Origin of the sequence: Bremerella sp. P1 (assembly GCF_028748185.1) — a bacterium.
Taxonomy (GTDB): Bacteria; Planctomycetota; Planctomycetia; order Pirellulales; family Pirellulaceae; genus Bremerella.
In genome coordinates this window covers 5,295,191-5,310,144 of record NZ_CP118164.1, presented here as the reverse complement: position 1 = coordinate 5,310,144, position 14,954 = coordinate 5,295,191, and the positions used below count along the sequence as shown (strand labels likewise).

Below are 14,954 nucleotides of genomic sequence, written 5' to 3'. Positions count from 1 at the left end.
GTGGCCGGGGGAGGCGCAGGCGGAAGCCACCTCCGGCCCGTTACCACTATGCCAGCAATACCCACTACACCGAACAAACCGTACGAAAGATTCGCATGAAGTACAAAATCATCCGCATTCTGGACGTCGCCGGGCTTCGAGTATTCGAGCCGGTCGTGCTGCTGTGCTACGGCGAAGACCCGAAGCAGCAGTTGAAACAGATTGGCCTCTACATTGCCATTCCTATTTTAGTAATGGTTGCCTGTGTGGTTGCTTGGGACCAAATTGGCCCTCGCATTAAGACGCGTGCCGGCGAGGTCCCCACGCCTGGCCAGGTGGTCAAGGCGTACGACGGCATCGCTGATTTCCACAATCGCGAATACACCAAGGTCAGCGACTACAACGAATCGGGTGAAGGTCGAGAGAAAGCCCTCGCCGCCACTCAGGAGGAAATCAAGTCGCTGGACTCTGACTGGGAAGCCATCAGTCAGCAAAGCGAAGAGCTTCTCAACAAGCTGCTAACAATGATTCCAGCCGAAGCCACCGCCGAGAAGGCGAAGATCGAAGGCGACTGGAAGAAGCTTAACGACGAACTGGCAGCTTCCGAGGCGTCGGCAACCGACGCCGCTCGCCGAAAGTTCGCTTTCGTCGAAGGCGTTTCGGCCGAGTTTGTCTCGGCCAGCCTGTCCAAGCTGTCGGTTGCCGTAACCCAGCAGGAACAGACCTACAAGCAAGACCAGCAAACGCGTGCCAAGGCATTGGTAGCCATGGCCGATAAGATTTCAGCCGACGACTACAAGCAAAAGATCGATTACGTTTCCCTGGTCAACCAGCACATGGAAAAGACCGGCGAAGAGAACGAACATCTCAAGTCACTGCGATCGGAACTTTCCGAGCGACGCGGCAAATCGCTGCCGGAGGTGGAATCGCTGAGACAGCAGATCAGTGCCACTGGGCAGAAGGCCGAGTTCCTGAAGACTCGCGTTAATTTGCTGACCGAGGGCAACCGCGAGCAGAAGGTCGCCAAGGCATCGTCCGACATGGAAGACCTGAAACGCAAGTACGCCACGGCCAGCGGACCTGAAATGTTCACATTGGCTCAGCAACTGATTCAGCGTGAAGAACGCATCAAGACAATCGCCGGTTCCGAGTTCGCCAAGCCGCCGACCTTCTTCGATCAGATCTGGACGAGCCTCAAGTGTGTGTTCACCGGTTTCTTCATCGCCACGGCCATCGCCATCCCGATCGGCGTTTTCTGTGGTATGAGCCGTGTGTTCATGGCATCGATGACTCCGCTGATCTCGCTTTTCAAACCAGTATCACCGATTGTCTGGCTGCCAATTGTGTTCTTCATCGTGGGGGCTTTCATTACCCGCCCCGACGAAGCATGGATTCAACCGTCTTTCCTCAGTTCGGCGATCACCGTGGCACTTTGCTCGCTGTGGCCCACGCTGGTGAATACGGCATTGGGTGTCTCGGCAATCGACCAGGATCACCTGAATGTGGCGCGGGTTTTGCGTCTCGGCCTATGGGATCGCTTGACCAAGATCATTATCCCTTCCGCCCTGCCCCTTATTTTTACGGGCCTGCGAATCTCGCTCGGGGTGGGCTGGATGGTGCTGATCGCCGCGGAACTTCTTTCCAGTAGCCCTGGGCTCGGGAAGTTTGTGTGGGACATGTTTAACAACGGTTCGTCGGCCACGTTCGCCCAGATGTTCGTTGCCTGTGGTTTTGTGGGTGTAATTGGGCTATTGCTTGATCGAATCATGATCGTCTTCCAACGGATGGTCAGCTTCGATGGTGCCCCAACCGCCCTGTAATCCATGATTGCCAACGTCACACCTAAAGGAAAACGCCACATGGCAATCCTCGAACTAGATAACGCAACCGTCGGGTTTGGTGAATCACACCGCCGATACACGGTGCTTGAAGAAGCCAACCTGACGGTTAACGAAAATGAATTCGTCGCGATCATTGGATTCTCTGGCAGCGGGAAGTCGACTTTGATTTCCCTGCTGGCAGGGCTCCTTATGCCTGATGAAGGGGCAGCCCGCTTCAAAGGTAAGCAAATGAAGGGGCCGGGTCCTGATCGTGGAATCGTTTTCCAGAATTATTCACTGCTTCCCTGGCTGACCGTTCATGGCAACATCGAACTGGCCGTGAAGCAAGTTTTCCCCAAGTTGAAACGGGGCGAGCGACGTGACTATGTCCAGCACTACATCGACATGGTCAGCCTGACCGGAAGTGAAGGCAAGCGTCCTTCGGAACTGTCTGGCGGGATGCGACAGCGATTGTCGTTAGCACGAACGCTGTCGATGCAGCCAGAAGTGCTTCTGCTGGACGAGCCGTTGAGCGCCTTGGATGCTCTCACGCGAAGCGTTCTGCAAGACGAAATCATCCGCCTGTGGGAAGAAGACCGCCGCACGGTGGTGATGGTCACCAACGACGTGGACGAAGCCGTGCTGATGGCCGACCGCATCGTTCCGCTGACACCTGGACCTTCGGCCAAGTTGGGTCGTGAGTTTCCGGTCACCCTCGACCGACCTCGCGATCGAGCGACTCTGAACTTCAATCCAGAGTTCAAGAAGCTCCGCAATGAGATCACACGCTACATGATGGGCATCAACGAAGAGGCAAAGCAGCTTCGTGTCGCTTCGGATGTGGTCCTTCCCGATGTCGAGCCTATTCGTATCGGCGTCGCTTAACGTTCACCTAAGGAAACGTCATGTCACAAGAGAACCGCTTCGTCGAAATGTACCGCCTCGTCAAGGCGTACCCCAATCCGTTCGGCGACGATGTGAAAGTGGTCGACGGCTTCAACCTGATCCTGAAAAAGGGTGAAGTTGTCAGCCTGATCGGTCACTCTGGCTGCGGGAAGTCGACCGTATTGACGATGGTGTCGGGCCTCAACCCGATCACTTCCGGTAGCGTGGTCGTGGCCGGCAAGGAAATCTCGGGACCTGGTCCGGATCGAAGCGTGGTGTTCCAGGCTCCGTGCTTGCTTCCCTGGATGACGGCCATGCAAAACGTGCGAATGGGGGTCGATCGTGTCTACCCGCACGCAAGCCGCGCTGAGCGTCGTCAGATCTGCGAATACTATTTGAGCGTTGTTGGTCTGGCCGACTCGATGGATAAGTACCCACGAGAAATGTCCGGTGGTATGCAGCAGCGTGTTGGTATCGCCCGAGCGATTGCCCTCAAGCCCAATATGTTGCTCCTGGACGAACCCTTTGGCCGACTCGATTCGCTGACACGAATGGAACTGCAGGACGTTATCCTGGGCATCCTCGATAAAGAAAAGATCACGACGATGCTCGTCACACACGACGTCGACGAAGCAATCTACATGGCCGACCGCATCTGCATGATGACCAACGGTCCCAATGCCAAGGTTGGCCAGGTTCTGGAACTTCCTTTGCCGCGTCCGCGCAATCGCGCTGAAACCCTTGAGCATCCGCTCTACTACGAACTGCGTGGTTCTCTTGTCTCCTTCCTGGAAGAACAAGAACGTCACAAGCACCACAAGCCAAAGTCTGAGGAGCCTGAAGAGCCAGCACCGCAACTTACGGTAACTCTGACGGACGACGAAAACTCACCGGCATCCGAAAAGGTTACGGCCAACGCTTAACTTTCAACGAGGCACAAAAAGGACATGACGACAACGATCGCACCCTCGGTGTTGACCAGCGTTTCGGTTTGGATTCATAACGAAAATGCCGGACAACTAGCACCTGCTTGCGGCTACCCAGCTGCTCCGGAAGGTCCGCCAACCCATGATTTGATTCAGGTATCGATCAACGAGCGACGTTCGGCCATTCGTAGCGTCGACGACAGCACAATTGAAATCGCCTTGCCGATTTTGATCACCAACGAAGTCGTTGCTGCGATCCTGTTTACTGTTCATGCATCGGACGATTGCAAAATTGGCTTGGAACGCTGGTCGCGAACTGAACGCGATGAACTGGGACTCGCGGACTCGGCTTACCGTGGTCTCGCTCACTTCGAGACGATCAGCCCTTACGTTAAGTTCCCACGTGGGTCTGGCCTGCCTGGCGAGACCTGGGACGATCGCAAGTCGCGTATCATTGCTCGCATTGATCAAGCAAAGGCATTCATGCGAGCCGCCGGTGCTCGCAAGGAAGGCTTACGCTACGGCCTGGGCATTCCCATCATGGCCACTGAGCACGAACTGGAATGCGTGCTGGTGATCCTGAGTACGGCTGACTTCCCGTTTCAACAGGCCATGGAAACATGGCTGCCGAGCGAAGACCAAACCGAACTCAGTCTTGTGCAATCCAGCTATGCCGTTGGTATTTCCTCGCCACAGCGGGCGACCGTCAGCTACGGCGAAGGCATCGTTGGCCAATGCTATGCGTCACGGATTCCCGTTATGATGCATAGCGCCGAGGATGACGCATCGCTGGTACCGCTATTCGATCAGGGTGCCCGCTTTGCCTTGGCACTGCCAATATTCAACGGCGATCGATTGGTCCAAGTTCTCACACTCTTTGGCTAAGTCAACGGAATTCGCATGGCCATCGGCGAACAAAACTCGGAGTTACAATCGGCACCGGAATTCAATCTGGTCGAAATGTTGTTGTCCGAACAACGCGACTTGTCAGCGGTCGAGCGATTCTCGCAGCGGCACGATCAGCATGCCGATCCCTTGTTGGCCCCGACCTATCGCGAATTGATCCCGCTCACTGAGCCCGGTCCCGGCGAGCAGTACGCATTTGAGGTCGATCTCGATGCCTGCTCCGGCTGCAAGGCATGTGTGGTCGCCTGCCATAATATGAACGGGCTCGAAGAATCCGAAACCTGGCGACGTGTCGGTACGCTGCAAAGCTCGATCCCATCCAAGCCGGTCGTGCAGCACGTGACGACCGCATGCCATCACTGTGTCGACCCAGGCTGTCTGTCGGGGTGCCCCGTTCAAGCCTATGAGAAAGACCCCAAGCTGGGCATCGTCGTCCATCTCGACGATCAATGCATCGGCTGCAAGTACTGCACGCTGATGTGTCCCTACGACGTCCCCAAGTTCAGCGAGGCCAAAGGGATCGTTCGCAAGTGCGACATGTGCCGCCATCGTCTGGCCGAAGGGGAAGCACCAGCGTGCGTTCAGTCCTGTCCTAACAGCGCCATCAAGATCACCGTGGTTGACCAGGAAGGCATCCGCAGCGAAGCGCAAGAAGGACACTTCCTGCGTGGGGCTGCGAATCCCAGAATCACCAATCCCACGACGCGTTATGTAGGCAAGTATCGCCTGGATGCCGAGATGGTATCGGCCGGGGCCCAAGAAGTCGTTCCCAACCATGCCCATCTACCGCTGGTCGGTTTACTCACACTTACCCAGGCCGCACTCGGCATGCTAATCGCCAGTGCTGCTTGCCAGTGGTTGGGAATGGGCGGCATGGTCAGTGCCGTGCTCGCAACAATGGCCGCCATGGCAGGTCTCGCTGCCTCCGGTGCTCACCTCGGACGCCCCATGTATGGATTCCGAGTCTTTCTCGGCTTGCGGACTTCATGGCTCAGCCGCGAAGCGGTCCTGATGCCAGCCTTCGCGGGCCCACTTGTAGGCTATACCGCTTCCTACTTCATTCCATTCCTGGAACCATTTCGCGGGATGATGGCATTAGCGGCGATCGGTGGTGGAGCAATCACGATCTTCTGTTCCGCAATGATTTATATCGTCACGAAGCGTCCGTTCTGGCAGTCTTCCCTTACCTTTAGCAAGTTCGGCACTACGATTGTTCTATCGGGGCTGGCCGTTTGGAATTTGGAGACGGCACTCGCCGGTCAATCGCCGTCGATTATCAGCTTGGCTCTTATCGTCGCCGCAACCATCGCACGCTTGGCATTGGAATATCAAGTCCTTTCGCAAGCATCGCGACCGACGACCGATCCAATCGCCCGCTCGGCGCGCTTGTTGCTCGGACCGCTCAAAACGTGGCACCTGGCACGCGTCGGCCTGTGGATCCTCGGTGGAATCGTCTTACCGGCATTAACCATGGCCCTCGCAAGCCCCACTTCCGTCGTTTGTGCCGGGATAGCATTGGCCAGCCTGGCTGCCGCCGAACTGATTGACCGCGGGCTTTACTTTGCCGCTGAATCCACCCCGGCCATGCCGAATTTACCCAAGTAACAGGAGGCCGACATGTCGACCGCAACGCGGACTAACCCGCTGCAACAGTTGATGTATGCCAAGGATGGAAGCCTCACACGCGACTTGCTGCTGTATCCCGGAGAGTATGGCCTCGGCAAAGTTCCCGCCGGCTCGAAACCCAACGCCACGACCACCTCGGTCTGTGGCTTCTGCTCGACCGGCTGCGGCCTGGAACTGCACCTGAAGGATGGCCAGGCGGTCAATCTTAGTCCAGCGGTCGACTGGCCTGTGAACCTCGGCATGGCGTGCCCTAAAGGCTGGGAGTCGCTCACGATCCTCAAAGCCGATGATCGTGCCACGCAACCATTGCTGAAAGGGCCTGACGGCAAGCTGGCTCCCGTCTCGTGGGACGAGGCGATGAAGACGTTCTGCTCGCGTTTCAAAGACATTCAAGCCAAGCATGGCAACGACTCGGTCGCCTTCCTCAGCACCGGACAGATCGCGACGGAAGAAATGTTCTTCCTTGGTTCGCTCGCCAAGTTCGGCATGGGAATGCTGCACGGCGACGGCAACACGCGACAATGCATGGCAACCGCGGTCGTTTCCTACAAGGAATCTTTCGGCTTCGATGCACCTCCGTTTACCTATGCGGACTTTGAAGAGTCCGATGTGCTCGTTTTCGTCGGATCCAATCTCTGCATCGCGCATCCGATCATGTGGGAACGGGTCCTTCGCAATCCGCACGATCCGAAGATCATCGTGATCGATCCTCGCCGCACGGAAACGGCCGTTGCGGCAACGCACCATTTGCCACTGCGTCCCAAAACCGACATGGCATTGCTGTATACGATCGCCAACGTGCTGATCGAGAAAGGCTGGATCGAGGAATCCTACATCGCCAATTACACCAACGGTTTCGATCAGTTCAAAGAACATGTCGCAGGTTACAAGCTGGAAGACAGCCTGACCAACTGCGGGCTCGAACCCTCCGCCGTCATGGAAGTCATCCAGGCGATTCATGATGGCAAGCGGGTTTCTTTCTGGTGGACCATGGGGGTCAACCAAAGCCACCAAGGGGTCCGCACCGCTCAGGCCATCATCAACCTGGCCTTGATGACCGGCAACATCGGCCGCCCAGGGACCGGTGCCAACAGCATTACGGGACAATGTAACGCGATGGGTTCGCGTCTGTTCAGTAACACGACCAACCTGATCGGTGGCCACGACTTCACCAAGCCGGAACACCGACAGAAGATTGCCGACATCCTTGATATACCCGTGGTCAATATCCCGACCGAAAACAGTTGGTCGTACGACGCCATCATGGAAGGCATCCGTCGCGGCGAAATCCGCGGTCTGTGGGTGATTGCGACCAATCCGGCTCACTCTTGGATTCATCAAAAGGAAGCGAAAGAAACCCTCGACAAGCTCGACTTCCTGGTCGTTCAAGATATGTACCACTCGACCGAAACAGCCGTCCTTGCCGATCTCCTTTTGCCAGCGGCCGGCTGGGGCGAGAAGGAAGGAACGTTTATTAACTCGGAGCGACGCTACGGACTGCACAAAAAAGTAGTGCCTGCTCCTGGTGAAGCGTTGGCCGACTTCCAGATCTTCCGCCTGGTGTCTCACTACTGGGGCTGCGATTCGATGTTTGCCGATTGGAAAACGCCGGAAGACGTGTTTCAGGTAATGAAGAAGTGCTCAGCGGGACAGCCGTGCGATATTACCGGAATTCGTGACTATCGGATGCTGGACGACGCCCGCGGCATTCAGTGGCCAACCAAGCAAGAAGAAAGCAGCGGTGACGATTGGATGCCGGCGCCGCAGCGGCGCCTGTTTGAAGATGGCCGATACTTTCACGAGGACGGCAAAGCACGCTTCATCTTCGAACAGCCAGAAGTTCCTGGCGAAGTGCCCAACGAGGAATTCCCGTTGCGTTTGCTGACCGGCCGCGGAACAGCAGCGCAGTGGCATACCCAAACCAAGACGTCGAAGTCAGCCGTACTGAGAACGCTGTATTCAACGACCCTGCTCGTAGATATCCACCCAGAAGATGCAGAGGCGTTGATGATTGAACCGCACGACTGGGTCACGGTGCAGTCGGCGCGCGGTGAAATTCGTGCCCGCGCCAATGTTACCTCGAGCGTCCAACCGGGACACGTCTTTCTACCGATGCACAATGAGGTAACGAATCAGTTGACTTACCCGCAATTCGATACGTATTCGCGTCAGCCTTCTTACAAGAACGCGGCCGTTCGCGTCGTGAAAACCGTTTAAGAATTAGGCATTCTGCCAATTGCAGAGGCAGACTTTTGCCTCTGCAATACGCACTGAACACAAAATGTTCACCTCAAATTGGAGCCCATCAAAATAAAACAGGACCATGTGGTCCTATTTGAAAGGCAAATCGACTTGTTTTCAGTTTTGCTGCGGACCAAGTGGCACATCCTTTGCATTTCGGCTTAATCACTTCATCGCTGCGAATGCCGCAAGGAAAGATTCCCCGTGCACAGGTTACAGACACAAAGCGAAAACCCTAGGTCGGTCTCTACCGAGGCCGCTCGGATGGTAGTCGTGGGTAACGGCATGGTAGGGCACGCATTCTGTCAGTCGCTCGTGCGTCGCGGCGCGATGCAGGAATGGCAGGTCGATATCTTCGGCGAGGAACCATACGCTGCCTACGATCGTGTTCGCTTGACTCAGCTATTCAGCGATACAGAATCCTCCCTCACCCTTTCGCCCAAGACCTGGTACGAGCAGGTCGGCCTGAACCTGGTGACCTCGCAGAAAGTCAACGCGATAGACCGCATCAATCGCGAGGTCGTTTGCCAAGACGGAAAGCGTTACCCGTACGATCGTCTCGTTCTGGCAACCGGTAGTCGCCCTTTTGTTCCGCCGATTGAAGGCGCGGAGCTACCGGGCGTCTTCCTCTATCGCACCCTCGATGATCTGCAAAAGATCCGCACATATGCCGAGAACTGCCGATCGGCCGCAATCATGGGTGGTGGTCTGCTGGGGCTGGAAGCCGGTAAGGCGGCTCTCGATCTAGGCCTCGAAGCCCACGTCCTGGAAGTCGCTCCGAGCCTGATGCCTCGTCAACTCGATACCGCTGGCGGAGCGCTACTGAAATCGCGAGTCGAATCACTCGGCGTGCATGTGCATGTCTTATGTCGTTGTGAACGAATCGAGCGTTTCGGCGAGGGTCTCCGGTTGCACTTCACCAATAGCGAGACGCTCCGCGTCGATATGCTCATCATTTCGGCGGGCATCGTTCCTCGGGATGAACTGGCCCGCGACGCGGAACTTGAGATTGCCCATCGCGGTGGTGTCGTCGTCAATGACCAACTTCGCACGTCCGATCCCCATATTTACGCGATCGGCGAATGTGCCGTACATCGAGAAAAGCATTACGGACTGGTCGGCCCTGGTATCCAAATGGCCGACGTGCTGGCCGCCAATTGCTGCGGCGAAAAGCAGGAGTTCCTGTACGGTGATCAATCGGCCAAGCTGAAGTTAATGGGCGTGGATGTCGCGGCCCTCGGCGATGCTTTGGGCGAAACACCCAACTCCCGCATCGTTGCCAGTAGCACAGAACATTCGTACCGCAAACTCATTTTCGAGGGTAACTGCGTCGTCGGTGCGACCGCGGTCGGCGAGTGGGACGAGATCGATCGCGTTCGCGATTTGATTACGCACGCGCGACGTCTGTGGCCGTGGCAAATTTCTCGCTTCCGCCGCACCGGCCGACTCTGGCCGGAAGACACGCTGAATAGTCCCTGGGACTGGCCCGACAACGCCGTAATTTGCAGCTGCGTTGGTGTCACCAAAGGACAGATTTGCGAGGCCACTCGCGACGGCGCAGCGGATGCTGCCGCGGTGACCACGCTAACCAGGGCCTCCAGTGTGTGTGGAACGTGCCGTCCGCTTGTACGGCAACTTTGCGGTGAGCGTCATCTTCCTCCGAAGACCGCTTCGTGGCAGATTCTACTTGCCAGCAGCGTAGCGACTTTGATGATCATTGTCGCAATGCTCGCGATCGGCCCCCTCCCCTTCGCCGATTCGGTTCAGTCGACCTGGCATACCGTTGATGCCCTGTGGCGAAGTGAAACTCCCAAACAAATCACCGGCTATACGATCTTTGGATTGACCGCTCTAGGCTTGGCTTTTTCGCTACGGAAACGCATCTCGCGGATTACCTGGGGGGACTTTGCCTGGTGGCGGGTAGCCCATGCCGTCCTGGCAACACTTGCGGTCGTGGGTCTCGTGCTGCACACCGGGTTTCATTTTGGTTCCAACTTGAACTTTGCGTTGGCGCTAACGTTTGTTGTCGTCAACTTCACTGGAAGTCTCACCGGGATGCTTGTCTCACTCGAGAACCGCATTACCGGAGCACTTGGCATCTGGATTCGACGCTGGCGTCCGCGTCTGGTTTGGCTGCACTTGATACTGTCGTGGCCGCTGCCGGTATTGCTTCTGTTTCACATCATTACGGTCTACTACTTCTAAATTCATGGCTTCCTGGATTTATGCCCTCGTTTGGTTGGCTCTGTCGCTACTGGTTGGAAGTAGCCTGGGGGTTGTTCTGTTGTCTGACGACAGCAAACTGAAGCAGACGTACCTGCCTGGCAAGACAACGCACGGTCATTACCAGATCGAAATGAAGTGTTCTGCCTGTCACGACCCTGAACTCGGCGTCACCAGTAAATCATGTCTCGAATGTCACGAGAACGAACTGAAGGAAGCCCTGGATACGCATCCGGCCAGCAAGTTCAACGACCCGACCAACGCCCCGCGACTTGCGATTCTGGACGCCCAGAACTGCCTCGCTTGTCACAAAGAGCACGTCCCGCACGAAACACATCCGATGGGTGTCACGTTGCCTCAGGACTTCTGTTTCCATTGCCATCAAGAGATCGCTGAGGAGCGTCCCAGCCACAAGAATCTAGAATTCAACACCTGTCAAACCAGTGGCTGCCATAACTACCACGACAATCGCACGCTCAACGAGAACTTCCTCGGCAAGAACCTCGATCAGCCGGACCACTTGGCCGAGCAGGTCGTACCAGAACGTAATGCTCTGGCCCGGTACCTGGCCAGCCAGGAAGAGCCCATTGAGCCGCTCAAGGCCAAAGATGCCAAGTTTCATTCGAGCGTCGAACGAGACGAGCAGTTAATTCGTGAGTGGGCAGGCTCAGTTCATGCGCAAGTCGGTGTGAATTGCACTGACTGTCACACCCAAGATCAGAACCTGGAAACGTGGCAAAACGTCGTGTCGCATGAAACGTGTCAGCAATGCCATGAAGATGAAGCGAGCGGCTTCCTTGCCGGCATGCATGGGATGCGACTTGCCCAGGGACTTTCACCGATGTCGCCTGGTAGCGCACGTTTGCCCATGAAGCATTCTTCACTGCATGCCGAACTGACGTGCAGTTCGTGTCATTCACCGCACGATGCGGATGTGCGTGTTGCGGCAGTCGACTCTTGCATCAAGTGTCATAACGACGAACACACGCTGGCCTACCAGCAGTCCCCTCATGCTCAGCTATGGCGGGACGAGCTTGCCGGCGACCTCCCGCCGGGCAGCGGCGTGTCGTGTGCGACTTGTCACATGCCGCGTGAAGTGCATGGCAGTAGCAAGGCCCCGAAGGTCAAAGTCCAGCACAACCAAAACGACAATCTACAACCTAACGAGAAAATGGTCCGTAGCGTCTGCATGCAATGCCACGGGCTTCAATACAGTCTCGATGCGATGCACGACCCGCACCAGATCGAAAGCAACTTCAGCTCGGCTCCGCAGCAGCAGTCGGTCGAAAGCCCGGAGATGGTTCGCAAATGGTTCGAGGAGCGGAAATCGCGACGTCCATGATTCATCCATACCCGTCATGACCTGTTATTCGCCTGTTGCCACGCAACTATTGAAATTGGGAGTCTACCTATGAACAAGTTTATCGCTTTGGCCTGTGGATTGATTGTGATTGGTGGTACCGTAGCAGCACTAACGGGCTGCGGAAACAGCACGCCGGCACCTGTAGAAGCTGCGGGTGGAATCACGCCCAAGCAATTTGCCAACGCCGTGCACGCGGTGATGATGGCCGACCGTACGGTTTATGCCAAGCACATCGTGACCCGCCTTAAAGAACAAGGCGCCGATGTCAGCGCGAGCGAATATTGGCAAGACGAAGAAGGGACGATTCCGCTTCCAGCACAGATGTTTCGAATGGGCGCCGAGATCGTCGATGGGAACGAGGAAGCGGGCTTCTCTTATGCCTTGAAGTCGCTCTGGCCATTGAACCCACAGAACGAACCAAAGTCTCCGCAGGAAATCGAAGGCCTCAAGTACATCGTTGATCATCCCGACGAAAACTTCTACGGCGAAGAAAAGCTAGGCGACAAGACCTACTTCACCGCCGTATATGCCGATAAGGCCGTCGCCAAAGCTTGCTGGGATTGCCACAACAATCACTCCGATCGTGGCGACGATTACCCGGAATTCAAAGAAGGGGACGTCATGGGCGGCGTTGTTGTCCGGATTCCATTGGACTAAAACGCACCATCATAATCGTTACGATCCGCTCGAATCGATTCGCTACACGAGAGGTTGCTGTAGCGAAGGCCATACGGACGGCTTATTGCTGGCATATAGACCGGCACGTCGTAAGCTTCCCAAGGACCTTACTGGCACCTTGGGAGCTAACGAATGTCGAAGCAAGTAAAGCAACAACGCCGCCGATTGTTTTGGGTAGATCCGATCCTGCAAGGACGTCTCGTCCTGCGCGCGATAATGCACTGGGCTGCTTACCTTTTGAGTGTCGGTGTGGTTCTACTTTTAGGTGCAGCGCTTAGCGATCTGAATGCTCCTGTCGCGGCCATATCACAAATGCTGTGGAACTACTTCGTTCCAGCCGTTTTGGTAAGCCTATTGGTGCTGCCGATCATCCTGGTAGACACCATACGGCATAGCAATCAATTGGTCGGAGCAGTCGTACGCTTCCGTCGTGCGATGCAACAACTTGCCGACGGAGAAAAAACCGGTCCACTGATCCTACGCGATGGGGATAGCTGGCAGGACATGGCAGACCAATTCAATCGCATCGCCCTGCGTATGGAAGAGCTGGAAGAAACCGCGTCAAAAACGACGCCCGAGACAACCTCTTCCTGCCATCAGGAAGAGGCCATTTCTACTTAGCTTAGACTTCGCAGACCGGCTCAGCGTCGATCACGTCCGCCACCGCCGCTGCCTCCTCGGCGACGACGACCGCCACTGTTACGACCACCCCGTTCATGTGGGCGGGATGGTGGGGCATTCTCGTGACGCTCGATGTTCTTATCAACCATTGCAGTCACGGCATCGGTCCACGAAGGAATCTTCTTGTGCTTGTCCTTCGGCTTATCCTCCTCGTCGGAATCGCTACGACGGCGACGTGAGGGTCGACGACGACCACGCGGGGCATCTTCGCGATCATCCTCGTTGTCGACATCGATATCCGAGTCATCGTCGTCATCATCGTCGTAGTCTTCATCTTCCGAGCGACTCGAGCGGCGACTACGCGGGGCTTCTTCCTGCGTCGACTCCGAGTCGGATGCCTTACGTGAACGACGACGGCGGCGGCGGCGGCGTGTTGGTCGTTGCTCTTCGTCGCCCTCGTCCTGGTCGGAACGAGAATCGCGGCTCTCAACTTCGTCTTCCAGGTCTTCGTCGCGATCTTCGTCTTCGGGAGTAGCTTCGCGAACCTTTACATCTTCATCGCTGCGAGAGCGTCGTCCGCGTCGGCGACCACGTGTTCGTCCGCGACGCTCTTTTCGCGGAGCGCGTTCCTCTTCTTCGTCCTGATCGTCTTCGCCGACATCAGCGTCCATGGCATCCGTTTCGCGAGTTCCTTCGTCCAGAAAGATACCGTCGAAACCTTCGAAGTCGTCATCACTTGTCGGACGAGACTTAGCAGCAGGACTGCCGATGATCTCGGATGCCCGGGCCTCTTCGGGCGAACGCTCTAGCGGTTTCTTGAAAGCAGCCAGATGAGGGCTTTCCTCTTTGCCTTCGTCCTTCTTGGCAACAGGCTGTTCCTCTTTGACCGTTACCTTGATCTCTTCTTCAGCCTGTGCTTCTTCCTCGTCCTCCTCTTCATCCTCCTCCTCTTCTTCTTCAGGAGAGGCAAGGCCGAGCATCGAGGACAGAGACGCCCAGTGGCTGCGTTTCTTCGCTTTCTTCTTTTTCGGCTTCGGAGGCTCTTCCGCGACGACTTCCTCGGTTGCCGCTACGATCTCTTCGTGTGGCGGCTCGACAATCTCTTCATTATCGACGGGGCCGTCGGAAACCTGCGAAAGCTCGTCCTCTGGCTCCACAGCATCTTGAAACGCGTCTTCCGCCGCTTCAATATCGGAGGCCGCTTCCTCTGCTGATGGTTCTGCAGATTCTTCAGCGACTTCTACTTCGGCCGCTTCTTCCTCGGCCGCTGCTTTCTCGGCAGCTTCTTTTGCTGCTGCTTCTTCCGCGGCTTTTTGCTCAGCCTCTTTCGCAGCGGCTTCCGCTGCTTCGGCCTTTTCGAGTTCGTCTTGCGAGATGGCGCCAATTTCGGCGGCGAGAGATCGCCAGTGCCCAGCTTTGTTCGAATTGCTCATGTATTAAATCAACGATTGCCCGGTTAACGGGCCATGCCTTCCTGCATAAAGGGGACCCCCCGGCCTGGGTAATTGCGGGCCTTTAGACGGCTCTTCGCGGCGACCTCACGCTACCTACGACAATTTCAGTGGTCGCCAACCCTCATGGCGGGGATGCTTGCATATTCTCGCCTATCATACCGCGGCGGCAGAATCTTGGGAAGGTGATTCGCTGTTTGAAGATACGGCAAACACCAGGCAACCGAAAAAGGCT

General features: G+C 56.3%; 11 protein-coding genes. 10 read left to right on the top strand and 1 reads right to left on the bottom strand.

Features of this window, described 5'->3' with window-relative positions:
• The first annotated feature begins 95 nt into the window (after window positions 1-95).
• From PSR63_RS22095 to PSR63_RS22050, 10 genes are all read left to right on the top strand, one after another.
• On the top strand, window positions 96-1,799 hold the full coding sequence (locus PSR63_RS22095; RefSeq protein ID WP_274327842.1) for an ABC transporter permease: 1,704 nt from the start codon (window positions 96-98) through the stop codon (window positions 1,797-1,799).
• Window positions 1,800-1,838: 39 nt separating this feature from the next.
• The gene (locus PSR63_RS22090; protein ID WP_274327841.1) at window positions 1,839-2,684 is read left to right on the top strand and encodes an ABC transporter ATP-binding protein; all 846 of its coding nucleotides are present in this window, start codon (window positions 1,839-1,841) and stop codon (window positions 2,682-2,684) included.
• Window positions 2,685-2,704: 20 nt separating this feature from the next.
• Window positions 2,705-3,607 carry an ABC transporter ATP-binding protein gene (locus PSR63_RS22085; protein WP_274327840.1) on the top strand — a complete coding sequence of 301 codons (903 nt, stop codon included), beginning with the start codon at window positions 2,705-2,707 and terminating at the stop codon, window positions 3,605-3,607.
• 24 nt (window positions 3,608-3,631) lie between these two features.
• Window positions 3,632-4,495 (top strand): GAF domain-containing protein, encoded by an 864-nt coding sequence (locus tag PSR63_RS22080; RefSeq protein WP_274327839.1) that lies wholly within the window; start codon window positions 3,632-3,634, stop codon window positions 4,493-4,495.
• Window positions 4,496-4,510: 15 nt separating this feature from the next.
• Window positions 4,511-6,121 carry a DmsC/YnfH family molybdoenzyme membrane anchor subunit gene (locus PSR63_RS22075; RefSeq protein ID WP_274327838.1) on the top strand — a complete coding sequence of 537 codons (1,611 nt, stop codon included), beginning with the start codon at window positions 4,511-4,513 and terminating at the stop codon, window positions 6,119-6,121.
• Between the two features lie 12 nt (window positions 6,122-6,133).
• Window positions 6,134-8,359, top strand: a complete 2,226-nt coding sequence (locus PSR63_RS22070) for a molybdopterin oxidoreductase family protein (RefSeq protein WP_274327837.1) — start codon at window positions 6,134-6,136, stop codon at window positions 8,357-8,359.
• A 228-nt stretch (window positions 8,360-8,587) separates the two neighbouring features.
• The gene (locus tag PSR63_RS22065) at window positions 8,588-10,588 is read left to right on the top strand and encodes an FAD-dependent oxidoreductase (protein ID WP_274327836.1); all 2,001 of its coding nucleotides are present in this window, start codon (window positions 8,588-8,590) and stop codon (window positions 10,586-10,588) included.
• A gap of 4 nt (window positions 10,589-10,592) precedes the next feature.
• The gene (locus PSR63_RS22060; RefSeq protein WP_274327835.1) at window positions 10,593-11,948 is read left to right on the top strand and encodes a cytochrome c3 family protein; all 1,356 of its coding nucleotides are present in this window, start codon (window positions 10,593-10,595) and stop codon (window positions 11,946-11,948) included.
• Between the two features lie 69 nt (window positions 11,949-12,017).
• Entirely contained in the window at window positions 12,018-12,626 is a 609-nt protein-coding gene (locus PSR63_RS22055; protein ID WP_274327834.1) for a Tll0287-like domain-containing protein, read from the top strand.
• Between the two features lie 153 nt (window positions 12,627-12,779).
• Window positions 12,780-13,268 carry a hypothetical protein gene (locus PSR63_RS22050; protein ID WP_274327833.1) on the top strand — a complete coding sequence of 163 codons (489 nt, stop codon included), beginning with the start codon at window positions 12,780-12,782 and terminating at the stop codon, window positions 13,266-13,268.
• Window positions 13,269-13,288: 20 nt separating this feature from the next.
• Here PSR63_RS22050 and PSR63_RS22045 read toward each other — a convergent pair whose 3' ends face one another.
• Window positions 13,289-14,701 carry a hypothetical protein gene (locus PSR63_RS22045; RefSeq protein WP_274327832.1) on the bottom strand — a complete coding sequence of 471 codons (1,413 nt, stop codon included), beginning with the start codon at window positions 14,699-14,701 and terminating at the stop codon, window positions 13,289-13,291.
• Window positions 14,702-14,954: the final 253 nt, after the last annotated feature.